Annotated in this window: 17 protein-coding genes; 4 read left to right on the top strand and 13 right to left on the bottom strand. The window is 62.8% G+C overall.

Features of this window, described 5'->3' with window-relative positions:
* Positions 1-21: 21 nt before the first annotated feature.
* Entirely contained in the window at positions 22-1,179 is a 1,158-nt protein-coding gene (locus tag Q0063_RS02920) for a restriction endonuclease subunit S (RefSeq protein ID WP_297870480.1), read from the bottom strand.
* Positions 1,179-1,949, bottom strand: a complete 771-nt coding sequence (locus tag Q0063_RS02915; RefSeq protein WP_297870479.1) for an exodeoxyribonuclease III — start codon at positions 1,947-1,949, stop codon at positions 1,179-1,181. The genes Q0063_RS02920 and Q0063_RS02915 overlap by 1 nt, the downstream gene beginning before the upstream one ends.
* A gap of 141 nt (positions 1,950-2,090) precedes the next feature.
* Between Q0063_RS02915 and Q0063_RS02910 the strand changes: the two genes are divergently transcribed.
* Both Q0063_RS02910 and Q0063_RS02905 read left to right on the top strand, forming a co-directional pair.
* On the top strand, positions 2,091-2,978 hold the full coding sequence (locus Q0063_RS02910; RefSeq protein WP_297870478.1) for a suppressor of fused domain protein: 888 nt from the start codon (positions 2,091-2,093) through the stop codon (positions 2,976-2,978).
* 1 nt (position 2,979) lies between these two features.
* A complete protein-coding gene (locus Q0063_RS02905; RefSeq protein WP_297870477.1) occupies positions 2,980-3,885 on the top strand; it encodes a hypothetical protein in 906 nt (301 codons plus the stop codon).
* 97 nt (positions 3,886-3,982) lie between these two features.
* On the opposite strand, the gene Q0063_RS02900 is transcribed toward Q0063_RS02905, so the two are convergent.
* From Q0063_RS02900 to Q0063_RS02860, 9 genes are all read right to left on the bottom strand, one after another.
* On the bottom strand, positions 3,983-5,452 hold the full coding sequence (locus tag Q0063_RS02900; RefSeq protein ID WP_297870476.1) for a S1C family serine protease: 1,470 nt from the start codon (positions 5,450-5,452) through the stop codon (positions 3,983-3,985).
* A gap of 8 nt (positions 5,453-5,460) precedes the next feature.
* A complete protein-coding gene (locus Q0063_RS02895) occupies positions 5,461-6,915 on the bottom strand; it encodes an ATP-binding protein (protein WP_297870475.1) in 1,455 nt (484 codons plus the stop codon).
* The gene (locus Q0063_RS02890) at positions 6,912-7,616 is read right to left on the bottom strand and encodes a response regulator transcription factor (RefSeq protein WP_297870474.1); all 705 of its coding nucleotides are present in this window, start codon (positions 7,614-7,616) and stop codon (positions 6,912-6,914) included. The genes Q0063_RS02895 and Q0063_RS02890 overlap by 4 nt, the downstream gene beginning before the upstream one ends.
* 880 nt (positions 7,617-8,496) lie before the next feature.
* Positions 8,497-9,651 (bottom strand): hypothetical protein, encoded by a 1,155-nt coding sequence (locus Q0063_RS02885; protein WP_297870473.1) that lies wholly within the window; start codon positions 9,649-9,651, stop codon positions 8,497-8,499.
* A 255-nt stretch (positions 9,652-9,906) separates the two neighbouring features.
* Positions 9,907-11,031, bottom strand: a complete 1,125-nt coding sequence (gene spoIID, locus Q0063_RS02880; RefSeq protein WP_297870472.1) for a stage II sporulation protein D — start codon at positions 11,029-11,031, stop codon at positions 9,907-9,909.
* A 216-nt stretch (positions 11,032-11,247) separates the two neighbouring features.
* Complete coding sequence (locus tag Q0063_RS02875; protein ID WP_297870471.1) at positions 11,248-12,267, bottom strand: diguanylate cyclase; 1,020 nt, start codon at positions 12,265-12,267, stop codon at positions 11,248-11,250.
* Entirely contained in the window at positions 12,260-13,822 is a 1,563-nt protein-coding gene (locus Q0063_RS02870; RefSeq protein WP_297870470.1) for a hypothetical protein, read from the bottom strand. Before Q0063_RS02870 ends, Q0063_RS02875 begins: the two co-directional genes overlap by 8 nt.
* Positions 13,823-13,982: 160 nt before the next feature.
* Positions 13,983-15,281 (bottom strand): ABC transporter substrate-binding protein, encoded by a 1,299-nt coding sequence (locus Q0063_RS02865; protein ID WP_297870469.1) that lies wholly within the window; start codon positions 15,279-15,281, stop codon positions 13,983-13,985.
* Positions 15,278-17,833: a hybrid sensor histidine kinase/response regulator gene (locus Q0063_RS02860; RefSeq protein ID WP_297870468.1), complete on the bottom strand. Its 2,556-nt coding sequence runs from the start codon at positions 17,831-17,833 to the stop codon at positions 15,278-15,280. Before Q0063_RS02860 ends, Q0063_RS02865 begins: the two co-directional genes overlap by 4 nt.
* A 695-nt stretch (positions 17,834-18,528) precedes the next feature.
* On the opposite strand from Q0063_RS02860, the gene Q0063_RS02855 reads away from it, so the two are divergent.
* Both Q0063_RS02855 and Q0063_RS02850 read left to right on the top strand, forming a co-directional pair.
* Positions 18,529-19,368, top strand: coding sequence for a DegV family protein (locus tag Q0063_RS02855; RefSeq protein WP_297870467.1), 840 nt, complete (start codon positions 18,529-18,531; stop codon positions 19,366-19,368).
* A 241-nt stretch (positions 19,369-19,609) separates the two neighbouring features.
* On the top strand, positions 19,610-20,155 hold the full coding sequence (locus tag Q0063_RS02850; RefSeq protein ID WP_297870466.1) for a hypothetical protein: 546 nt from the start codon (positions 19,610-19,612) through the stop codon (positions 20,153-20,155).
* Positions 20,156-20,233: 78 nt separating this feature from the next.
* On the opposite strand, the gene Q0063_RS02845 is transcribed toward Q0063_RS02850, so the two are convergent.
* Positions 20,234-20,674, bottom strand: a complete 441-nt coding sequence (locus Q0063_RS02845) for a type II 3-dehydroquinate dehydratase (RefSeq protein ID WP_297870465.1) — start codon at positions 20,672-20,674, stop codon at positions 20,234-20,236.
* On the bottom strand, positions 20,671-21,978 hold the full coding sequence (locus tag Q0063_RS02840) for a shikimate kinase (RefSeq protein ID WP_297870464.1): 1,308 nt from the start codon (positions 21,976-21,978) through the stop codon (positions 20,671-20,673). Before Q0063_RS02840 ends, Q0063_RS02845 begins: the two co-directional genes overlap by 4 nt.
* Positions 21,979-21,980 lie beyond the last annotated feature (2 nt).

Below are 21,980 nucleotides of genomic sequence, written 5' to 3'. Positions count from 1 at the left end.
GACCTGTCGGACACAAGGGTTTCAGCTGAAATAGGCCTGCATCAGGGATTTTTTGAGGGTTTCCAGCTGGTCCAGGCTTTGCCGGATGACCGGTTTTGACAGGTTGGTCTGTTTGACGAAGGAGGCAAATTGCTCCTGCAATTCCATGGGCGGCAAGGATACTTGATAGGCTTCCAAATATGACGCTGGAACCCTTTTCTGTCCTGCGCTGCCGGTCATATTTGCTTTTGCACTGGTCCGAAAGGACTCCAACGCTGTCATTACGTACAGCCAATACGGATTTGATTTGTTTTGTATGGGCCGCAGAACATGGAATTCTGTCGAGCCAAATCCGATGCCGTTTATTAGTTTCCCAGCAATTGCGCCTTTCCCGTTTTCCATGCAGGGCGTGATTTTGGCAAATAGAATGTCATTGTCGGCAAAATAAGTAAATCCTGTTTTTACATCCTCGTATTTTCGTGTTTCCGAGACTTCCATATCGCCATCTTCCGAAACCGCGGACATCGGAACGAAAGAGACGTTCAGCTCCGGAACCAACCGGGTGTCCAGATTCTTTTTCGGATTCAGAATACAGCAATCGCCAAGGGACATCCGGGGCCATTGGTCCGACTTCGCGCCCGGTACGCCAAACAGTTCGATAAACCGGGATTTCACCAGTTCATCCAGCTTAGCAAGCTGTTGTCGGCGCTTATCAATAAAGAGGTCGAGTTGATTCAATACCGTTACGGTTCTGCGCTGCGTTTCCATGTCGGGAATACAAATCCGCAGCGCAAGAAGGTCTGCCGTCGGAATACTGCGCCTGCGTGCTGTTGTTCCGCGCAACTTATCTTTATAATACTGCATGGACTGCGGACTATGTAAACACAGTTCTAAATAATCCGGATAAATTTGGGCTGTATTCACATCCCATACTTGATAAGCCGGACTCATGATACCCTCGTCCGCCGCTTCTTGAAAATATAAGACACCCTCATCAATCGGGAACCCCACAACCAGCTGACCACGCCTGACCACTTTGTAATCGCTTTGGTCGATGGAAGCAAGACTCTTCTTGAACCGTTCGCGCTGCAATACAATGCCGCCATACATGGTCATTGACAAAACAGGATATTTACCGCTTCCGCAGCGGACGGTCTCTGCCGGGGTAATCAAGCTGCCTAACGTGGTATACGCCGCCATCACAGCATCCCTTCCGGCTCCGCCAGGTCCAGCACCACGGGGCAGTGGTCGCTGCCGCGGATCTCGCTCCAGATGTCCGCCCCCCGGATGCGGCTCCGGAGGCGCTCCGAGACGATAAAATAGTCGATTCTCCACCCGGTGTTGTTCTCCCGGGCCCGGCCCCGGTAGCTCCACCAGGAATAGGCCCCGGTCTTGTCCGGGTACAGGGCCCGGAAGCTGTCCACAAAGCCCGCATCCAGAAGCAGGGTCATCTTTTCCCGCTCCTCGTCGGTGAAGCCGGGATTGCGGCGGTTGGGGCCGGGGTTTTTCAGGTCGATTTCCTGATGGGCCACGTTCAGGTCCCCGCAGTAGACCACGGGCTTCACGGCGTCCAGCTCGCAGAGATACTCCCGCAGGTCGTCCTCCCAGGCCATCCGGTAATCCAGCCGCAGAAGCTGGTCCTTGGAGTTGGGGGTGTAGCAGCAGACCAGGTAAAAGTCCGGAAACTCCGCCGTGATGACCCGGCCCTCGTGGCGGTGCTCGTCGATTCCAAAGTCATAGGTGACGGAGAGGGGGGCGCGGCGGGTAAAGACGGCGGTTCCGGAGTAGCCGGCCTTGTCGGCGCTGTTCCAGTAGCGCTCGTAGCCGGGCAGGTCAAATTCCGCCTGCTCCGGGCGCATTTTCGTCTCCTGCAGGCAGATGACGTCGGCGTCGGCAAAGGCGCAGAAGTCCAGAAAGCCCTTTTTCAGGCAGGCCCGCAGGCCGTTGACGTTCCAGGATACCAGTTTCATAAAAACACCTCAGATTCAGAGTTGAGAGCAAAGATGGAAGGCAGTTCTATTATAGCGGATTTCCCCGGAAAAAACAATTGCCAGCGGGAAGGAAATGGAGTAAACTGGAGTCACGCGGACAAAAAGAGGAGGTATCTTTACATGGGCTTTCTGGACAGGTTTATGAAAAAGAAAACGGAAGCGGCGGGCAAGCAGGGAAACGCCCCCGGCGGGGCGGAGCCCGGCAGGCCGGACCGGCGCGCTCCCGTGGAACAGGAGGAGTCCCGGCCCGGCGCGCAGGGGCCGAAGACCGACGAATACACCCCCGGCGGGTCCCCGGTCTACCGCTATGAGGACCACCGGGAGGAGGGCTTTCAGCCCCCTGTTGACGTAGGGGTTTACGCGAAGCTGGTGGAGGAGCATTTCAGCCAGCTGTTCCCCGGCCGGGGCCACTTCGTCTACCACGAGATGATCAGCGACCGGGTCCATGTGGACGTCCACATCCTCCGGCCCACAGAGGAGCAGAATTTCTATGTGCTCTACACCACCGGCATGAGCGACCTGCCCATGACCCTGCCGGAGGGGCTGGAGAACCGGGAGGAACTGAAATACGCGGAGCTGTTCCTGTTCCTCCCCGGCAGCTGGAACGTGGGTGAGGAATATGTCTCCGCCAAGGACCTGCCCTATGAGAGCTATTGGCCCATCAACATGCTGAAGTTCCTGGCCCGGTTCCCCCACGAGTATCACACGTGGCTGGGTTTCGGCCACACCATGCCCAACGGCCCGGACTACGCCCCCATGTGCGGGGGCGTGGGCTTCGGCGGCGTCGTGCTGGACTGGCTGGGGAAGGAATATGGCCGGGTGGAGAACCCCGAGGGCCACGACGTGATGCTGTACTACGTCATTCCCGCCTATAAGCAGGAAATCGAGTATAAACTGAAATACGGCATGGAGGGCCTCTCCAAGCGCTTCAGCGAGGGGGAACTGCCCCTGGTGCTGGACATTCACCGGCCCAACCTCTGCGCCGACTTCACCGAGATTCTGGACTGACATGGACGAGACGCTGCGGGTGCCGCTGAGGGAGCTGGAGACCTCAGACGAGGATATTTACCGGGACGCCGTGTATCAGGGCCGCCCCTTCACCGGCGTGGCCTGGGGAGAGGATGGCCGGGAGACCTGCGAGCTCTCCTATGAGGAGGGCGTGGCCCACGGCCGGTGCCGCTGGTGGTATCAGAACGGAAAGCTGTCCCTGGACGAGGTGCTGGACCATGGGGAGATTGTGGAAAGTACCTCCTGGTGGGCCCCCGGGGACGTGATTCACCGCCGGGAGGCCGGCGGTCAGGTCCAATACTGGTTCCGGGACGGAACCCTGGCCCTGGAGGAGGGAGAGGGCTGGCGGCGGGAGTACTACCCTTCCGGCCCCCTTCGGGAGGAACGGCGCACGGCCCCGGACGGCGGGACCGAGGCCGTCTGGTACGGCGAGGACGGGGAGTGGGCCGTCCGCACGAAAAGGGGCCCCCGGGAGCCGGGGAAACGCCTGCCGCCGGAGCCGGAAATAGAGTACAACGACGCCTATATCCGGGCCGCCTATTTGAAGCTGCTGGAGGTCTCCGCCTTCGGGCACCACTTTATGGACTGGCTGTTCCGGCAGATGGAGCCGAAAAAAAGCTGGATTCAGCGCTGGGTACAGGACAAGCGGCCCAAAACCCTCTCCGCCGAGGGCCGGGAGATGGTCTGCGCCATGATTGCCTGTGAGGACCTGCGGGTGAAATGGCGGGGCATCACCATGGCGAAGCAGTACCGGGTGAAGGAGGCCCGGCCCTTCCTGGAGCAGGCCCGTTCGGTACGGAAGAAGCCGCCGGGGGAATACAGCGTCACCGGCTGCGGAACGGACTACGCATGGACCGTGGGGGAGGCGGCGGACAGAGCCCTGCGGGAATTGGGAGCGGGAGATTAGAAGCGGCTGTTCACTGATCGGTCCCGGCCCGGGCCGGGCCCCCTTGAAAACGCAGAAAAGGACCGGAGGCACAGCCTCCGGTCCTTTTTGACAGCATTCATTCCACAGCCTGGTCCAGCTCCAGGGTGACGTCGAAGGTCTCTCCGTCCCGCCAGAGGGTCAGGGTCATCTCGTCCCCCAGATAGAGGCGGCGGCGGACCCGCAGCAGGTCCTGACTGGCGGAGAGGGGTTCCCCCTGGGCGGAGAGGATATAATCCCCCTCGCGGATTCCCGCCCGGTCCGCCGGGGACCCGTCCTCCACGGTCTGGACCTTCAGCCCCTGCAGGCCCTCCCCCAGAGGCTCAGCGACGATGAGGACGGACACACCCAGCAGGGGTTCCGGCTGGAGAATCCCCCACTCCAGAAGATCGTTGACCATCCGCTCCATCAGGGCGGAGGGGATGGCAAACCCAAGGCCCTCCACGGTGGAGTACTTGGAGCTCATTTTGATGACGTTGATGCCCACCACCTGGCCCCGGTCGTTAATCAGGGGGCCGCCGGAGTTGCCGGAGTTCAGGGCGGCATTGGTCTGAATCAGGGTCATGGTCCGGCCGTCCACCTGGACGTCCCGGTTGATGGCGGACACGATGCCGTCGGTCAGCGTGCCCCGGAGCTCCCAGCCCAGGGGATTTCCGATGGCATATACCGGGTCCCCCACCGTCAGCAGGTCCGAGTCCCCGAACCGGGCGGCGGGCAGAGAGCCCCCCAGATCCTCCAGGTCCTGGGGCGAGACCTTCAGAACGGCCAGGTCCTGGGCCGCGTCTCCGGCCACATAGCAGGCGTAGCAGCGGTAGCCGCTGTCCAGCACCACTGTGCAGGATTCTCCCCCCTCTACCACGTGGTAGTTGGTGACGATATAGCCGTCCGGGGTGAAAATGACGCCGGTGCCCACGCTCATACGGTCTCCGCCCACCCCTGCCAGCACCGTCACCACCGAGGGGTTCACGGTGCGGTAGACCTCCTGGGCCGTCAGGGCCTCTCCCTGCTCCCGGACCAGGGAGAGGGCTGCGCCCTGGCCGGTGGGCCAGGTGGGAATGGTGATTTCCCGGCCCTCCCCGCTGTTGGTCCAGTCAAATTCATAGCGGTCCAGGTCCTCTTCCTGCCGGTCCTCCCAGAGCCGGACGGCAACGGTGATTCCCACCAGCACCCCCACGCAGAGGAGGAAGACGGCCAGCCCGGCCCGCCGGCGTTTATGAGGGTTTTCCGGCCCGTTCCGGTTTTTCCGGTTTTTTCTGCCTTTTCGACCCTTCCGGCCCTTTTGGCCGTCCCGCTCCGCCATGTCCGGACAGGTCTCCGCCGGGGAGTGGCCGTCCCGGCGGAGGGGGATGAGGACGGTCCGCATCTCCAGGGGCTTCTGCCGCCCCGCCTCCGGGTGGGAGGGGGGCAGGGGGCGGCTGTACCGCTCCACTGTCTCCGCCGGGAAGGACCGGCGGTAGACCTCCACCACCTCCTCCGGAACCCGGCTGTCCCTCCAGCTCTCCGGCAGGGGCCGGCGGTATGTGCTCACAATCTCCCGATACTCTCCCATAGGCCTTTTCACTCCATTGCCAGTGAGAAGGAGAAGGTGGTCACGCCGTTCTCGCTGGTGACGTTGATTTTTTCCTTGTGCTGTTCCAGAATGGTCTTGACGATGTAGAGCCCCAGGCCCACGCCGTCCTTGTCCTCGCTGCGGGACTTGTCGCTTTTGTGGAACCGCTCGAACAGCAATGGCAGCTCCGCGGCGGGGATGGTATCCCCCAGGTTCCGCACGGTGACCCAGGCCTTTCCGTCCCGCACCACCGCGCCCAGATAGAGGGTGGACCCCTGCCGGGCGAACTTGGCGGCGTTTTCCAGCAGATTATAGATGACCTGGGTAATCAGGTCGTTGTCCCCCAGCACCAGAATGGGGCCGTCGGGAATGTCTGCCTCCACGTCCAGATTCCGGTCGGTGATCTTCTTCTCCATGGAGATCAGCACCCGGCGCATGCTCTCGCAGAGGTCGAAGTGGTTTCCGTTTACCAGGGGGTTGATGGCCTGGAGCTGGCTCACGTCCAGCATCCGCCGCACCAGGCGGCTGAGGCGGCGGCTCTCCCCGGCGATGATGGACAGGTACTGCTTTTCGTTCTCCGGGGGAATGGTGCCGTCCAGAATGCCGTCGGTGTAGCCGGCGATGGTGGTCATGGGGGTTTTCAGCTCGTGGGAGATATTGGCGATGAACTCCCGGCGCTGCCGCTCCGTCTGCTGGAGGGAATCCGCCATGGCGTTGAAGGATGCGGCCAGCTCCCCCACCTCGTCGTCCCGGCCATAGTCGTTCATGCGGATGTCAAAGTCCCCCTCGGCATAGCGCCGGGTGGCCTCCACCATCTCCCGGATGGGCTTCACCTGCCGCATGGCGGTAACGGAAGAGGCCATAAAAGCCACCATCAGCACCACGAAGGAGGTCATGAAAAACAAGCCGATAAAGCCCCCCCACATGGCGTCCAGGGAGGCGGTGGTGGACAGGGACACGACCTCGCCCACCAGCTCCCCGGTGGCGGGGCTGACGGCGGCCACCCCCACGGCAAAACGGGAATGGGCGTAAATTCCACCCAGGTCGTCCCGCCAGTGGGCGGAGCCCCGTTCCATCACCTTCCGGGTCATCTCCGCCGGAATGGTGATGGTGAGGCCGCTGAGGGCCTCGTCGGTGGAGAGGAGGACCCGGCCCTCCGTGTCGCAGATCAGAAACTGCACATCGGACACCATGGCCCCGAAGGCGGCCAGCCGCTGAAAGTCCTGGTCGTTCCGCAGGTCCTCGATTTCCAGATACCGGCCGCTCTCCAGATAGCTGGCGGACAGCTGGCTCATGACTCGGGCCTTGGCGGCGATCTCCTGGACCTCCTGGCTCCGGGCATAGTTATAGCTCAGGGAGAAAAAGGACACACCCAGCAGGCACAGCGTCAGCAGCACCATGCCGGCGGTAACAAAGAGCTGCCGCCAGTACAGGCCCCGGCACCGGAATTTGAGCCGGCTCATGTCTCCATCTTCTCCGGGGAGATGGTCAGCTCGAACTTATAGCCCACGCCCCACACGGTTTTCAGCGCCCACTGATTGGAGACGTTCTCCACCTTCTCCCGCAGGCGCTTGATGTGTACGTCCACCGTCCGGCTGTCACCGAAGTAGTCAAAGCCCCACACCTCGTCCAGAAGCTGGTTGCGGGTGTAGACCCGGTTGGGCGTGGACGCCAGGTGGTAGAGCAGTTCCAGCTCCTTGGGCGGCGTGTCCACCTTTCGCCCGTCTACAATGAGCTCGTAGGAATCCAGGTCTATCACCAGCTTGTCGAACAGCAGGCGCTTGCTGGTGTCGTTGGGAATCTCCGTGCGGCGGAGCACGGCGTTGATTCGGGCAATCAGCTCCTTCATCTCGAAGGGCTTGACAATGTAATCGTCCGCACCCATTTCCAGACCCTGGATGCGGTCGAAGACCTCGCTCTTGGCGGTGAGCATGATGATGGGCACCCGGGAGCTCTCCCGGATTCTGGAGCAGACGGTCCAGCCGTCCATGACGGGCAGCATGATGTCCAGCAGAATCAGGTCCGGCTCGGCCTTCTGGAATTCCTCAATGGCCCTGCCTCCGTCTCCGGCAATGCGGACGTCAAAGCCCTCCTTCACCAGATACATATGAATGAGGTCGGAGATATTGCGGTCGTCCTCCACGACCAGGATGTTGCGTCCCATGGCGGTCCCTCCAAGCGTTTCATTTTCTCTTTTTTGTGCCGCGTTTTGGTCTGACGGTTACAGAAGCTGGTTCCACGCGGTCGTAAATCTGGCGCGTCCGAGGAATGGTCCTTTTTCGTGCCGCGTTTCAGCCCAGTGGTTACGGAAGCTGGTTCCACGCGGTCGTAAATCTGGCGCAGGACCAGAAAGCGCCTCTTCTTTCTTGTGCCGCGCCGGGGGGAAGCGGCGAAGCGCCGCCAGCGGCGGAGTAAGCAAGCCGCTTTCGAGGAAGCGGCACAGTTTGCGGCTCTTCGAAACCGCAAACTGTAATGCCGCGACGGTGGAAGAATCCCCTGGACTCCCTCTTTTTTGTGCCGCGTTTTGGATTGGTGATTGACAGAGCTTGGTCCCACGCGGCTGTGACTCTGGCGCGTCCGAGGAATGGTCCTTTTTTTGTGCCGCGTTTCGGCCCGGCGGTTACAGAAGCTGGTTCCACGCGGCTGTAACTTCGGCATTTCCGGAAAATGCCCTTCTTCTGTTCCGCGGTTCGGTCCAAGGATTATGGAAGCCAGGCCCACACGTTTGTGAGTCCGGCGGGTGTCCACCCTTATTATACCCGACGGCTGGCCGGGGTGTTGAATTTTCTGTAAATTCCTCTATTTTGTGCCGCGTTTTGGATTGGTGATTGACAGAGCTTGGTCCCACGCGGCTGTGGTTCTGGTGTTTCCAGAAAGCACTCTTCTTTCTTGTGCCGCGTTTAAGTCTGGCGATTACGGAAGCCGCTCCCACGCGGCGGCGGTCTGGCAGTTCCGAAAAATTCTGCACTCTTTCCGCCGCGTTCCAGTCTGGCGGCTGCGGGAGATGGTCCCACGCGGCGGCGCGGCTCCGGCGCTCCCGTTCCTCAGCCTCTCTGGGATGTCTCCGTCAGCGCCTGGCAGACGCCGCCCGCCTCTTCCACGGCGGACAGCAGGGCCCGCAGGCCCCCGGCGCTGGAAGCGCCGCCCAGCCAGACGGCAGTATCCCCAGAAGAGAGGGAAATCCGCTGCAAAAGGTTTTCAGCCTGGGCGGAGGTCCGCAGGGGCTGGCCGCTCCGGTCCAGATCCGGACGGAGGCAGAGAACCCCCATGTCCCGAAGCGGCTGCCCGTCTCCGCCGTCCCGGAGGGCCGCCAGCCGGGTCTTGCGGCAGGTGGCCTGGGCCAACGCCCGGTTGCCCGCCTCCATTTGTTCCTCCAGGGGGCCCTCCGCGCCGTCCAGCAGCAGTCCCACGCTGTGACCCTCCGCCGTCATGCGGCGGAGCAGATCGCCGGAGGGCTCCAGCTCCTGAGGCGGGAAGAAGAAAGCCGCCTGAACGCCATAGCTGTCCAAAGCGTCCAGCAGAGCGCCGCTGTCCCTGCCGCCCTCCAGACAGAGGAAGACACGTTTGCCGTCCAGCTCCGTGGCGGCGGGCTCCGGCGGCGGGGCGGGTTTGTCCCCGGAGGAGGCCGGCGGGCTGCCGGTAGCCGGCGGGCTGGCCTGTTCCTTGGCCCGGAGATACTCCGCATAGACGGCTTCCATGGTGGGCCTGGCCGCGTCGGCATAGAGACTGTCGGAGAGGGTATAATCCGGCTGCCGGAGCCAGACCAGACTGCCCCGGTTCACGTCAATGACGGAATACACGATGTCGAAGCAGCGGGAAACGGAGTAGGCCGGCACGAAGACCACGCCGTTTCGCCGGACGGCGCCGGGATAGTAGGTTACGCCGTCGTTGTCCCGGGCATAGTTGTTCCCCAGCTCATAGGTCAGAGAGCGGCCGCCGCTGTAGAGAACCACGCGGTTCTGGGCGTTGTTCAGCACCTGGGAGATGCCCAGGGCCTCCCGCGCCGAGCCGGTGAACACGGTGGTGGGGATATAGAGATAGCCGCCGGTCCAGAAGGGCATGGTGCTGTCGCTGAGGGGCAGGACATAGCTGCCGGCGGCGGTAAAGTAGACGCTGCCGGAGGCCCTGACGGGGACGGGGCACAGGCAGGCCAGCATGGCCAGCAGCGCAAGCAGGGCGGGCAGCCGCCGTTTGTTCATGGTCCGTCCCTCCTTCTCCTCTTTTGTGAAACGCACCGTTATTTTAGCACAGACCTCCGCTTTTTGTAAAGCGGCAATGGGGCGCGGAATGTCCGCTTACACATTTTATCAGAGAGATGGGGCGCAGGGGCAGGCTTTACGCCTGCCTCCCGCAAGAACGCCTGTAGGGAAGGGATCCTCTCCCGCGCTTCCGGGCTCTCCCTGCCTTCGGCAGACGGGCCAGAGTCTGGCCCCTGCATAAACGCTCCCAGTGGGTCACTCCTCGGGGGGCGTCTGTTGCTGCGTTTCATCAGGCGGGCCCTCCTCCGGGCCCCCGGCGTCTTCGCCTCTCTCCGGCGGGCGGAAGGTGGAGGCGGAAAAGGGCTCCACCGTCGTCCCGCTGTAGTAATGGGTCAGGATTTCCCGGTAGTCTGCCCCCTCCGCCGCCATCTGATTGGCTCCGTACTGGCTCAGCCCCACGCCGTGACCGTGGCCGGTGACAAAAAAGACCATGCCCTGTCCGTTGTCCTGGGTTTCCCACTCGAAACAGGCGGACCGCAGGCCCAGGGCGGAACGGAGCTGGCTTCCCTTCACGGTGACGTCCCCCACGGACAGCGTGGCCACGCTGCCGGCGGCGTCGGTTACCGGGTCCTGCAGCCAGCCGGAGAGACCGCCGGAGAGGTCCGCCTCCGGCCAGGCCGCCAGCAGCTTTTCCCTCAGCTCCGCCGCCGTGAACTCCACGCGGCTGTAGTAGTTGGGAATCCGGTCCCCCTGCTCCGGGGAGGAAACCGCCTGGAGATAGGGCAGGTCGTTGAGCCAGACCTGACCCGCCGCCCGGGTCAGCCCGGCGGAAGAGGCGTGGAACACCGCCAGAATGGGCACGCCGCCGTAGAGCACCGTTTCCCCGTCGGTCTCCCGGACCGCCGTCTCGATTTTGGCCTCATAGGCGTCGGCGTCCTCCCCCCAGTTGGACCGAGCCCGGTCCTCGCTGATATAGGCCTGACAGCAGGTGGAGTCGGTGCAGATGTCGGCGGTCTTCCCATGGTTCCCGCCGGTCTGGAGCTTGTACAGCGTATAGGTCCGGGCCGCCGCGGCCTGGGCCTTCAGCGCCTCCGGCTCAAAGGAGGCGGGCATCTCCGCCCGGACCACCCCCACCAGATAGGTTCCCAGGTCCATCTCCCGGACCTCCTCCCCGTCCAGCACCCGCAGAACCGTTCCCCCGTCCAGGTCCCCGCTGGTAAAGGGGAGCGGCTGTTCCGTTTCGTCCGGGGTCTCCGTCCGGCTGAGCAGGGGCCCGCGGAAGGGGGCGATTACCGCCAGGGGCAGCAAAAACAGCGCCGCCAGCAGCAGGGCGGACACCGCCGCACTCTGCTGGACCCGGCTGGGTTTTTGTCTTTTCATAGTCCGCCTCCGTATATTTTTTGCGTCAGGATTTTTGGGGTTTTTGAGTTTTGAGTCTGGAGGGTTCCCAGCCGGCGTCTCTCGGCATCTCCACTCTCAACTCTTAACTCTCTTTTCATCTCCGCTTCCGAAACGAAGGCGGGGAGGGGCAAGCCCCTCCCCTATTTTATGCTGTTTCAGGCGGAAAAAGAACGCTCCGTTCCAAATGCGGAATCCTCACTTCTCCCGCCACTGGGCTCCGTTCTCGCCCATCCAGACCACCCGGTTCCGGCCCAGGCGCTTGGCGTCGTAAAGCATGGTGTCCGCCAGCTTCAAAAACGTGTCATAGCTGTCCCCGGCCTTGGGCACGCAGGTCACGCCGCCGGCGCTGATGGTCACCCATTCGCACACCGGGGAATTGTGGGGGATGTGGAGGTCCTCCACCGCCTGCCGGACGGTTTTCATGAACTCGAAGGCCGATTTCCCGGCGCTGCCCATGAACATCGCCACAAATTCCTCGCCGCCGTAGCGGGCAAAGAGGTCCGTGGCCCGCTGGAAATGGGCGGACACGCTTTTCGCCACGGAGATGATGACCTGGTCTCCCGCCGGGTGGCCGAAGGTGTCGTTGTAGAGCTTGAACTTGTCAATGTCAAACATGCAGATGGACAGCGGCAGGCCGAAGCGCATGGCGTCCTCCCACTTGTTCCGGCTCACGTCCTCATAGCGCCGCCGGTTGGCCACGCCGGTGAGACCGTCCACCATGGCCTGTTCCCGGTATTCCATCTGATAGTGGTACAGCTGCACATGGGTGTTCACCCTGGCCCGGATAATCACCGGGCTGAATGGCTTGGCCACGTAGTCCACCGCGCCCAGCAGCAGACCCCGTTCCTCATACTGGATATCCGCCAGGCTGGTCAGCAGAATCACCGGGATATGGCGGGTCAGCTCCGTGGCCTTCAGCTCCTGGAGCAGCATGAAGCCGTCCATGTCCGGCATGATGACGTCCAGCAGAATCAGAGAGAAATTCCCGTCCTTGGCGGCGCGGAGACCCTCCTGGGCGGTCTGGCAGCGGACCACCTCGTAGTCTTCCTTCAAAATGGAATAAAGGTGCTCGGTCTGAACGGCGCTGTCGTCAATGACCAGAATCTTCTCTCTGCTCCCGGCTTCTTTCCCCGCGCCCAGCTTTTTTTCTGCGCCCTGCTTCTTTTCCGCGCCCTGCTTCTTTTCCGCGCCCTGCTTCCTCTCTCTGTTATCCATGGGTCTCTCCCTCCGTCCGGCGGCTGCCGCTGATGTCCTGGGCCACGTAGACCACGGTCATGGGAATGTCGTCCGGACCCGTCTGGGCCAGCACAGCGGTGGCCCGGACCCGGCGCCCCTCCTCCGGGGTCCCCGGCGCCATCCGGTATTCCACTGCCGCGCAGGGATTCCACCAGCGCAGCGTCTCCCGCAGATTTCGGGTGTTCATGACCTGCAAATATTCCTGGCGGTCTTCGGGGTGGATGAAATGATTGGCGTAGATTTGGAAGGCGGCGGAGCATTCCACCTCTTCGCCCAATATGTCGCCCACCCGGCGCATCTGCACCACCGCCCGGAACGTATCCTGCTCCAGGTTGATGTAATAGGTCGAAAAAAACAGGCTGCTCAGGCTGCTGATGACAGCGGCCCGGTCCTCCAGCGCCTGGAGGCGGGAGGCCTCCTGACACTTGGCCCGGGTGACGTCCTGACCCAGGATGTTTACCGTCACCCCGTCCTGCTGCCGGGTGTAAATCACCCGCAGCTCAATCCAGCGGGGGTCTTCGTCTCCGGCAAGCTGCCGGTAGAGGCAGACCTCCTCGGCAAAGTCCTCCACGGTCTCCGCCTTTTTCCGGAGATGCTCCAAAGAAAGCTGCTCCTGATAGGTCCCGGCGTCGTCAGGGTGTACCACCCGGTCCAGGGCATACTGAACAAAGTGGCTGTAGTCCCCGGAACGGGTGTTTTCCGGCCCGGTGGGACGGCTGAGGTCCACCCGCTCGCACAACCCCGTCTCCAGGTCCACCGTGTTCATCATCTTGAAGCGGGATTTCAGAATGGCGGCCATCTGCATGTCCCGCCGGGTATAGGCCGGCTGGGGCCGGGCCTGCTCCTCCGGGCTGTCCGGGTCCTCTCCCGGAGCGCCGTGGACATCCCTGATGCAGAGGACGGCGAAGCGGTCCTCGCCGGAGAGGTCTGGAAAAACCTCCATCAGGTTCCATCGGACGCCCGCCGCGTCCCGGCGGCGGTAAAGCAGGGTTCCGCCCTTCCGGAGGGCGTCGCGGAGCCCCTCCGGACGGATGTATGCGGCGAGGCGGGCCCGGTCCCCGGGGTGGACGCCGCCGTTCCGGGCCAGGTCCTCCAGCTGAAGGGAGAGGGGGCCGTCCTGGGGCTGCCAGCCCTCGCCGTCGGACTTCAGCACAGTGCAGGCGTCTCCCTCCAGATCCAGGCGGAGAAGCTTGCGGCAGGCAAAACCGTCCTCAGCCCGGGGGGTCACGGTCAGCACAACGGCGGGGGTCCGGCCCTCCCAGAGGGTCCGGGCGGCGGTGATGTCCACCACGCCGCCATAGGAATCGTGATAGCCGACGGAGCGGCTCTCCCGCCGGTCCTCCATGGTCTCCAGAGGACAGCCGGCGCAGGACCCGCCCCACACATCGCGGCAGGGAACGCCCAGGGCCGCCTCCGGCGTCGCCTCTTTGGCCTTTTTATTAAAATAGAGGATCCCATGATCCTCTTCCCGGATAACATAGACGCCTGTCCCCGGCATGGTGTTCAGAATATTTTCATAATCCTGGTTCTCCAAGTTCATTCCTCCAGTCCCGCAAAAGCCCGCCTCCGGGGAGGGGGCGGCATCGGCCGCTCCGGGCGCGGGGCTCATATGTTCGAGCTGATTATACCACAGTGCCTGTCAAGAATCAATCCGGGGAGGGGAGGAAATTTTCCGCGCCCCTCCCGCCGGAGGACTACCGGGCCAGGGCCTCCTCCTGAAGCCGGTCAAAGGCCGCCATGCACGCGTCCACAGACGCCCCGGCCAGCAGCTCCCGGACGATCTGGCAGGTGTTGCCCCACTGCTCCACATTCATGCCCGCGTTGGAGCCCAGGACATAGACGCCCTCCTCAATCCGGTCGTTCAGAGGACGCAGGGCGGGCACGCAGTCCACCTGAATGTTCCGCGAAGGGGAGATGACCCGGTTGGTCTCCGAGTAAAGCCGGAGGGCCTCGTCGGAGGTCATGATATCCAGGGCCCGGAGGGCGTCCTCCCGGTGCTCCGCCCCGGCGCCCACGGCAAAGCCGGTCATGGACACCACCGGCATCTGCCCCAGGCTGCTGGGAAAGCCGATGACCCGCATCTCAAAGTCCGTCTTTCCATAGGCGCTGTCCGCATTGGCCGCCCCCCAGTAAGCCATGACAATGGGGGTCTTTCCCGCCAGAAAATCCGGCCGCTCCGCCTCGATGGCCTCGCTGACCAGGGCCTTTTCCCGGTCGATATAGCCCCGGTCGATGAGGGTCTGCAAAAATTCAAAGCCGGGGCGCATATAGCTGCTGTATTTTGCCTCGCCGCTGTTCAGCGCCGCGATTTCAGCTTCGATGTTTCCGCCGTTGTACAGCCCGGCATAGGCCTGGGCGAAGACGAAGGTCTCCAGCCACCAGCGGTTGGCCCCAACAGGGGTTTCAATGCCGTTTTCCTGAAACACCCGGCAGCACTCCAGAAACTCCTCCGGCGTCTCCGGCAGAGTCAGCCCGTATTGGCGGAACAGGTCCATGTTGACAAACAGGCCGTAGGCCGCCACCTCCTGGGGAATGGCCACCAGCTTACCGTCCACGGTGTTGGCGGTGCGGACAATCTGCCGCAGGTTCTGGGCGCTCTCCAGACCCGACAGGTCCGCCAGCCTCCCTTCGGATCCCAGGACCAGAAGGGTGTCCGGGTTCAGGAGATAGAGATCGTCCAGATTGCTGCGGGCCCGGTCCAGAGCCACGTCGTCATAGGTTTTGTCCTGGTGGTCCTCCGCCGTATAGGTTCTGTAGACCATGGTGATGTCCAGGGCCTCCTCTGCCATGGCTGCCGTCAGGTCCGAGGCGGTCCGGGCCACATTGTCCGCATCGGGATCGGTTTTCTCCATGGGGCTGAACAGGTTGACCTTCCGTATTTCCTCCTGGTCCTCGATGACCATGCCCCTGGGGCCGTTCCCCCCGCAGGCCGTCAGACAGAGCAGCGCCGCCAGAGCCAGCGCGGCCCTTCGCTTTCCGGTGAACTTTTTCATGGGTTAGAGGCCTCTTTTCGCTTAATCAGTTGATGAATGAGCTTCTTCAGCAGCTCCATATCCAGAGGCTTGGCCGCATGGGCGTCCATGCCGGCGTCCAGAGCCGCCCGTTCGTCCTCAGTGAAGGCGTTGGCCGTCATGGCGATGATGGGGATGCGTCCGGCGTCCGGCCGTTCCAGGGCCCGGATGGCCCGGGCGGCCTCGTGGCCGTTCATCACCGGCATCTGAACATCCAGCAGAATGGCGTCATAGGTCCCCGGCTCCGACTGCCGGAAGCGCTCCACCGCCAAAAGGCCGTTTTCCACAATCTCGCAGGAGACGCCCTCCAGCTCCATCAGCTCCGATAGAATCTCGGCGTTGATTTCATTGTCCTCCGCCGCCAGGAAGTGAAGGCCCCGCAGGTCCCCGGCCTCCTCCGCCCCGCCGGGCTCCGCCCACAGCTCTGCCGCCCGCTCCTGAAGGGCGGAGACGAAGAAGGGCTTCGTCAGCAGGGCGGTCCGGTTCAGCGCCAGGGCCTCCTCTGTGTCCCCGGCGTCAAACTCCGCCAGAAGCAGCAGCGGCACGCCGGGAGGCAGGGCCTCCCGCAGGGTCCGGAAGCCCTGGAGTCCGCAGGCTTCCCAGTCCGCCAGGGCCAGCTGGCAGTCCCCTCCGTTCCTCAGCCAGGCGGCGGCCTCCTCCGGGCGGCCGGCGGTTTCCAGCGCGACCCCGGTGGATTCCATCAGCACCCGGATGTTCTCCCGGCTCTCCGGGTCCCCGCCTGCCGCCAGAAGGCAGGAGACGCCCTGCCGCTCCCAGAAGCGCCGGCTGTCCTGCTCCTCGGCAATGCGGAGCTCCAGGTCCACCTGGAAGAGGGACCCCCGTCCCACCTCGCTTTGGACCGATATGGTTCCGCCCATCAGCTCCACAATGCTCTTGGTAATGGCCATGCCCAGCCCGGTGCCCTGAACCTTGTTGGTGGTGCTGTTCTCCGCCCGGGTGAAGGCGTCGAAAATGATCTCCAGGTACTCCGGCGTCATGCCGTAGCCGTTGTCCTCCACTTCGATGCGGATGCGCTCATACTGGCTGGAGCGCTGGGGGAGGCCGATGATGCGGAACCAGATGCGTCCCCCCTCCGGCGTATATTTCACGGCGTTGGAGAGCAGGTTAATTAAAACCTGATTGATGCGGGTCTCGTCTCCCATCAGGCATTCGTGCCGGATGCCCGTGACCTCCAAACGGAAGATCTGCCCTCTGGCCTTGGCCATGGGCTGGATCATGGCCTCCACGGAGGCGATCATGTCGCTGAAGGTAAAGGCCTCCAGGCTGAGCGCCACTTTTCCGCTCTCAATCTTGGAGACGTCCAGAATGTCGTTGATCAGACTGAGCAGATGCTGCCCGGAGGCCATGATTTTCCGGGTGTATTCACGGACCCTGGCGGGGTTTTCCGCGTCCTTGGCCAGAAGCGCCGCAAAGCCCAGCACCGCGTTCATGGGCGTGCGGATATCGTGGGACATGTTGGAGAGGAAGGTGGTCTTGGACTCGCTGGCAATCTGGGCGGCCCGCAGGGCCTCCGTCAGCTGCCGGCTGTGCAGGCTCCGCTCCTCCTCCTGCTCTCTCCGCAGCTGGTCCTGCTGCCGCCAGTTGAGATAATAAAGGAGGATGCACAGGAAAAACGCCGCCAGCATGGAGATTACAACGGCGAGGATGCTCCAAGTGACGGACCGGCCCTCCTGCTGAATGGCCTGGACCGGCACATAGCCCACCAGGTAGAGCGTCCCGTCATTGACGGACCACATGTAGCTGAGGGACTGGACCGCCCGGACGTCGTGGTAGAACAGGTAGTTCTGCCCGTTTTCCAGGCAGGCGTCCGCCTGCGTCAGAATCTCCGGGTCCTTCATGTCGTTGGCCCGGTAGAAGTCGTCCAGATTCAGGTGCCCCGCGCTCCGCTGTCCCATCCCCTTGGGCTGGAGGACAAAGCGCCGGCTCTCCCTGTCCATGATGTACAGAGTGGCCTGCTTGTTGTAAAATCCGTCGGGCAGGGTGCGGTCCAGAGCGGTGTAGATATATTCGGCATACAGGGTCCCCAGGGTCTGGCCGTCCAGCTCCACGGGACACTTGATGGTATAGGCCCAGGTTCCCATATCGTTCAGATAGGACCGGGACACCGGCAGGCCCATCACCGTCCCCCCGGCGGAGAAGTCCAGGTCCTCCCCGCTGAAGACCTCGCCGGTATTGGAGATGCCCTCCGTCTCGCCCGTCCGGATCAGGGCCAGTCCGGGCATGGTCTGGTTCCCCTCATAGGCCCGGATATAGGCTTCCGGGTCCTCCGTCCCGGCAATCTCCCGGGCAATCAGCGTCTGAAATTCCGCCTGGCTGCGGAGAATGGCCTCAATGGTGCCCTCAATCAGGTCCAGACTCTCCTGCAGATTCTGGACAGCCGACGCGGACATCTCGCTGGATATCCGCCGGGACACGGAAAACACCACCGTCCCGAACATGATGAATACCAATATTATAGAGAGGAGCAGGGGCATTCCCCTCTGTGTTTCCTTCCGGTTTGTCTTCTCGCTCATTGTCAGTCTCCGTTTCGATGGCTCTCAAAAAGCGCCGCGGGTCCCGCCCGCCGCCGGTGCGTGATGATATGATATTATACTATTCCCGCGCTTCCAGTGTCAATAGACACCCTGGGCCCGAATGCACTCCGGCGGAGCCGGCCGCGGAAAAATCACGCTCCCCCGGAGTCTGAGAGCCTGATTAAAATCCATCGAAATGCCGTCACAGGGCATCTTTTTCCGCCGGTGCTGCGTTGGTTTGACTTGAAATCCGCCAGGATGCCTGCGTCAAACCGCCTTGCCCGACAAAAAAATCTGCCCCAATCCGGCACTCCGCCGGATTTTAAACAGGCTCTGAGGCGGTTTCGCCTCCGGAAAAAATCTCCGGCGGGCTTTCCGCCGCCCGGCGGTTTTCCCTCCCCCCCGGCGGTTCCGGCGGCGTCCGGGCCGGGAATTTTTCGGAAAATGTTGTGGGAGGCCTGTTTTCATAACGTGGCCTGCCGCCCGGGAAAAGGCTGAGGCTCTCAGGGGTTTTACACATTTTCCACAGAGTTTTGCACGGCGTTATGTCAACGACGGAACAGAGCAAAAGATTCCGTCTCTTCATGGAGAGATGAGCCGGAATCCGCCGCTGAATTCCCCGTTGACAAGACGGACGTTCTGTGTTATCATAATATCAAACATGGTTTTGAAAACCATATCATGGGGTGATTTATATGATGTGGAACATTGTAAGCGACAGCAGCTGCGACCTGCGGATGAGCGATTTCGCCAGCGAGACCGTTGGGTTTGAGACGGTGCCCCTGCGTCTCCAGGTGGGAGAACGGGAGTTCCTGGACAACGACTATTTGGAGGTCCCGGAGCTGCTTGCGGCCATGAACGCGGAAAAAACCGCCTCCTCCACCGCCTGCCCCTCTCCCGCCGCCTTTGCCCGGGCCTTTGAGAAGGGGGAGAAAACGGTGTGCTTTACCATTTCCGCCAACCTTTCCGGCACATATAACGCGGCGGTGATGGCCCGGGACATGGTGCTGGAGGAGCACCCGGAAAAGGAAATCTGCGTCATCGACTCCAAGGCCACCGCCGGGGCCATGGTACTGCTGATTCGCCGGGCCAAGGAGCTGATGGAGGCCGGGGAGGCCTTCGAGAACATCTGCGCGCAGCTGCGGCTGTATCAGGCGGCGCTTCGGACCTGCTTTACCCTGGAGAATTTCGACAATCTCATTAAAAACGGCCGGATGCGCCCCCTGGTGGGCACCCTGCTCCACTCCCTAGGCATCCACGTGGTGGCGGACGCCACCCCCCAGGGCACCATCCACGTGTCCGGCAAGGCCCGGGGCGAGGCCCGGACCTATCAGGTGCTCACGGCGCTGATGCGGGACAGCAAGGACTGCGCAGGCGCGGAGGTGGTGATCTCCCACTGCGAAAATCTGCCGGGGGCCCTGAAGCTCAAGGAGCAGATTCTGAAGGACCTGCCGGTGAAGCGGGTGGATATCCAGTCCTGCCGGGGTCTGACCAGCTTCTATGCCATGGAGAAGGGCCTGATTGTGGGCTACTGAGCGCCGCCCCTTCTGATTTCCCCAGACGGTTCAGAGGCCGGGACAGCTCCCTTGCGGGGCTGCCCCGGCTTCTGCGTTCTTCCCCGGCGGTGCGGAGACGGACCGGAAGCCGCCAACACCGTCGATTCCGGGGCAGAATCCCTCTTGCAAAGGCAGAACCGGCGTGGTACAATAAATGTACTAAAAAATCCGCCGCATTCCGTCGGATTTTGTAAAACCTGGACAGAAAGGAAGATGTGCCATGCCGGAGGAGTCCCCCGTTCCGGGAACTGAAATGAAGCTGCGGCCGGAATTGATGCTGGCTGTCTGCCGGGCCCTGAACTTCGACCCGGGGGAGTTTGCCCGGCGCCACGCCAGGGAGTTCACACGCTGCTATCTCCGGGCGGATAAAATGCTCAGCTACGCCGGGGACGTCATTGCCGCCTATCTGGGCTGCCGTGTGAACGAATGCCTGTCCAAGGCGGAATATGCCCTGCTGTCCTATGTGGAGTACGCCGGGCGGGCGGAGAAGGGGGAGAACGACGATTTCAGCGACGCCGTGGCCCGCTATCTGGAGGCCCGCCGGGCGGCGGGCGACGAGTGGCTCTATGCCTTTGAGGGGGAGAACGCCAAGGCACGCTGCGTGGAGACCTATCCCCAGCTCTATGCCATTGCCCACGCCATGCACGCCTTCGCCGGGGAAATCCGGGATTTGAAGGAGGTGGCGGAAACCGACGGACCGGATTCCTGGCCGGACCCGAAAAAGGTGCTTCCCCCGGTCAGACGGGAGGCCTGGACGGAGGTCTGACACGCCGGGCGCAAAGAGGCAAATCAAAAGAGAGGGCGGATGCCCTCTCTTTTTGTTGTGTATGGGCGGTCCCCGGCCTCACTTCGCCAGCAGCCGCAGGGCCTCCAGATAGCCCTCCGGGCCGCGGCCCTTGATGGTGGCGATGCAGGCCTGCCGGATATAGGACACGCGGCGGAACTCCTCCCGGGTGTCCGGGTCGGAGATGTGAACCTCCACCGTGGGGATGCCCACGGATTTCACCGCGTCCAGCAGGGCGATGCTGGTGTGGGTGTAGGCGCCGGGGTTGATGAGAATGCCGTCCGCCTTGTCAAAGTAGGCCTGCTGAATGGCGTCCACCAGGTCCCCCTCATGGTTGGACTGGAAGAAGGAGACTGCCACACCCAGCGTTTCCGCCTCGGCGGTAATCATGTTCTCCAGATCCACATAGTCCGAATTGCCGTAAATTTCCGGCTGGCGGATGCCCAGCAGGTTCATGTTGGGTCCGTTGATGACCAGGATGCTTTTCTTTTTTTCGCTCATATAAATCCCTCCATAAAATTTTTCCAGACAATGGCGGCGGTCTCCTCCGGACTGCCGTCATTCTGAATCTCAAAATCCATGGCCGCGCCGTACAGGGGTCCCCGCACCCGCTCCATCTCCTCCAGACTGCCGGACTGGGACAGTGGCCTGCCCTCCTTGGGCAGCCGGCTCAGGTCCCGCTTGAGCCGGCAGACCCAGCCGGTGCGGCGCATGGCGGTTCGGTTCTCGCTCCAGAGCACCGCCCCGCCGCCGGTGGCCACCACCTGGCCGCCTCTGGCGCAGACCTCCGTCAGAACCTCGTGCTCCAGTCTCCGGAAGGCCCCCTCGCCCTCAGAGGCGAAGATGTCCGGGATGGACCGGCCCGCCCTTTTGACAATTTCCTCGTCCACATCCGCGAAGGGTCTGCCGGAGCGCTCCGCCACGCAGCGGCCCACGGTGGTCTTGCCGCAGCCGGGCATTCCGACGAGGACAATATTCGTCATGTCCTGCCGGAGCCGGGAGATGATTTGCTCCGTCGTCTCCTCGGGGATGGGCTTTCCAAAAAACAGCTCCTCCGCCCGCACCGCCTGCCGGACCAGCATGGGCAGGCCCCCGGTCCACCGGAGCTGGCGGGGCCGGGCGGGATTTTTCACGTACCGGTCCGCCGGAGCGGCACATCCCAGCGCCTCCGCCTGGAGCAGCAGTCCGGTTCGCCCAGGGTTGTAAATCATATCCGCCACGTCCGTCACGCCGGGCAGCAGCCGCAGATCGATAGGCCGCCCCTCCAGGTCCGGCCACATCCCCACAGGCGTGGTGTTGATGAGGACCCCGGCGTCGGCGTGGCGCTCCGGGAGGTTTTCGTAGTTGTCCGGGCCGGAGCGGGAGACCACCACGATTTGTTTCGCTCCCTCCTGCCGCGCCGCCGCCTGGGCCGTGAGAGAGGCCCCGCCGCTGCCCAGGATGAGGACCTTTTTCCCCGTCAGGGAGATATCCGCCCGGCGGAGCATGTAGAGAAAGCCGTCGATGTCCGTGTTATAGCCGTACAGCTTTCCGCCGCCAGCGGGGCTCCCGCCCCGGCGGACCAGGGTGTTCACGCTGCCGATGGCCCGGGCCGCCGGGTCAATCACATCGCAGTATTGCAGGACCTCCCGTTTGTAGGGGATGGTAACATTGAGTCCGCCGATGTCCTCCCGCCGGAGGAAGGCCTCCAGCTCCGGCGGCTCCAGCTCGATGAGGCGGTAGCCCCCGCAGCCGCAGGCGGCGTGGATGGGTACGGACCAGCTGTGGCCCAGGCGGCGGCCCAGAAGACCGTAAATCCGTTCCATGG

The organism is uncultured Oscillibacter sp., assembly GCF_947654275.1.
GTDB lineage: Bacteria > Bacillota > Clostridia > Oscillospirales > Oscillospiraceae > Oscillibacter.
Note: the sequence above shows the minus strand (reverse complement) of the source record. Positions and strands in the feature narration are given on the sequence as shown.

Bases quoted from the DNA above. Each gene is read 5' to 3' on its own strand.
- Q0063_RS02920 (WP_297870480.1), bottom strand. From the start codon at position 1,179: ATGGCGGCGTATACCACGTTAGGCAGCTTGATTACCCCGGCAGAGACC.
- Q0063_RS02885 (WP_297870473.1), bottom strand. From the start codon at position 9,651: ATGAACAAACGGCGGCTGCCCGCCCTGCTTGCGCTGCTGGCCATGCTG.
- spoIID (WP_297870472.1), bottom strand. From the start codon at position 11,031: ATGAAAAGACAAAAACCCAGCCGGGTCCAGCAGAGTGCGGCGGTGTCC.
- Q0063_RS02860 (WP_297870468.1), bottom strand. From the start codon at position 17,833: ATGAGCGAGAAGACAAACCGGAAGGAAACACAGAGGGGAATGCCCCTG.
- Q0063_RS02895 (WP_297870475.1), bottom strand. From the start codon at position 6,915: ATGAGCCGGCTCAAATTCCGGTGCCGGGGCCTGTACTGGCGGCAGCTC.
- Q0063_RS02915 (WP_297870479.1), bottom strand. From the start codon at position 1,949: ATGAAACTGGTATCCTGGAACGTCAACGGCCTGCGGGCCTGCCTGAAA.
- Q0063_RS02855 (WP_297870467.1), top strand. From the start codon at position 18,529: ATGATGTGGAACATTGTAAGCGACAGCAGCTGCGACCTGCGGATGAGC.
- Q0063_RS02850 (WP_297870466.1), top strand. From the start codon at position 19,610: ATGCCGGAGGAGTCCCCCGTTCCGGGAACTGAAATGAAGCTGCGGCCG.
- Q0063_RS02865 (WP_297870469.1), bottom strand. From the start codon at position 15,281: ATGAAAAAGTTCACCGGAAAGCGAAGGGCCGCGCTGGCTCTGGCGGCG.
- Q0063_RS02840 (WP_297870464.1), bottom strand. From the start codon at position 21,978: ATGGAACGGATTTACGGTCTTCTGGGCCGCCGCCTGGGCCACAGCTGG.
- Q0063_RS02875 (WP_297870471.1), bottom strand. From the start codon at position 12,267: ATGGATAACAGAGAGAGGAAGCAGGGCGCGGAAAAGAAGCAGGGCGCG.
- Q0063_RS02890 (WP_297870474.1), bottom strand. From the start codon at position 7,616: ATGGGACGCAACATCCTGGTCGTGGAGGACGACCGCAATATCTCCGAC.
- Q0063_RS02900 (WP_297870476.1), bottom strand. From the start codon at position 5,452: ATGGGAGAGTATCGGGAGATTGTGAGCACATACCGCCGGCCCCTGCCG.
- Q0063_RS02845 (WP_297870465.1), bottom strand. From the start codon at position 20,674: ATGAGCGAAAAAAAGAAAAGCATCCTGGTCATCAACGGACCCAACATG.
- Q0063_RS02910 (WP_297870478.1), top strand. From the start codon at position 2,091: ATGGGCTTTCTGGACAGGTTTATGAAAAAGAAAACGGAAGCGGCGGGC.
- Q0063_RS02905 (WP_297870477.1), top strand. From the start codon at position 2,980: ATGGACGAGACGCTGCGGGTGCCGCTGAGGGAGCTGGAGACCTCAGAC.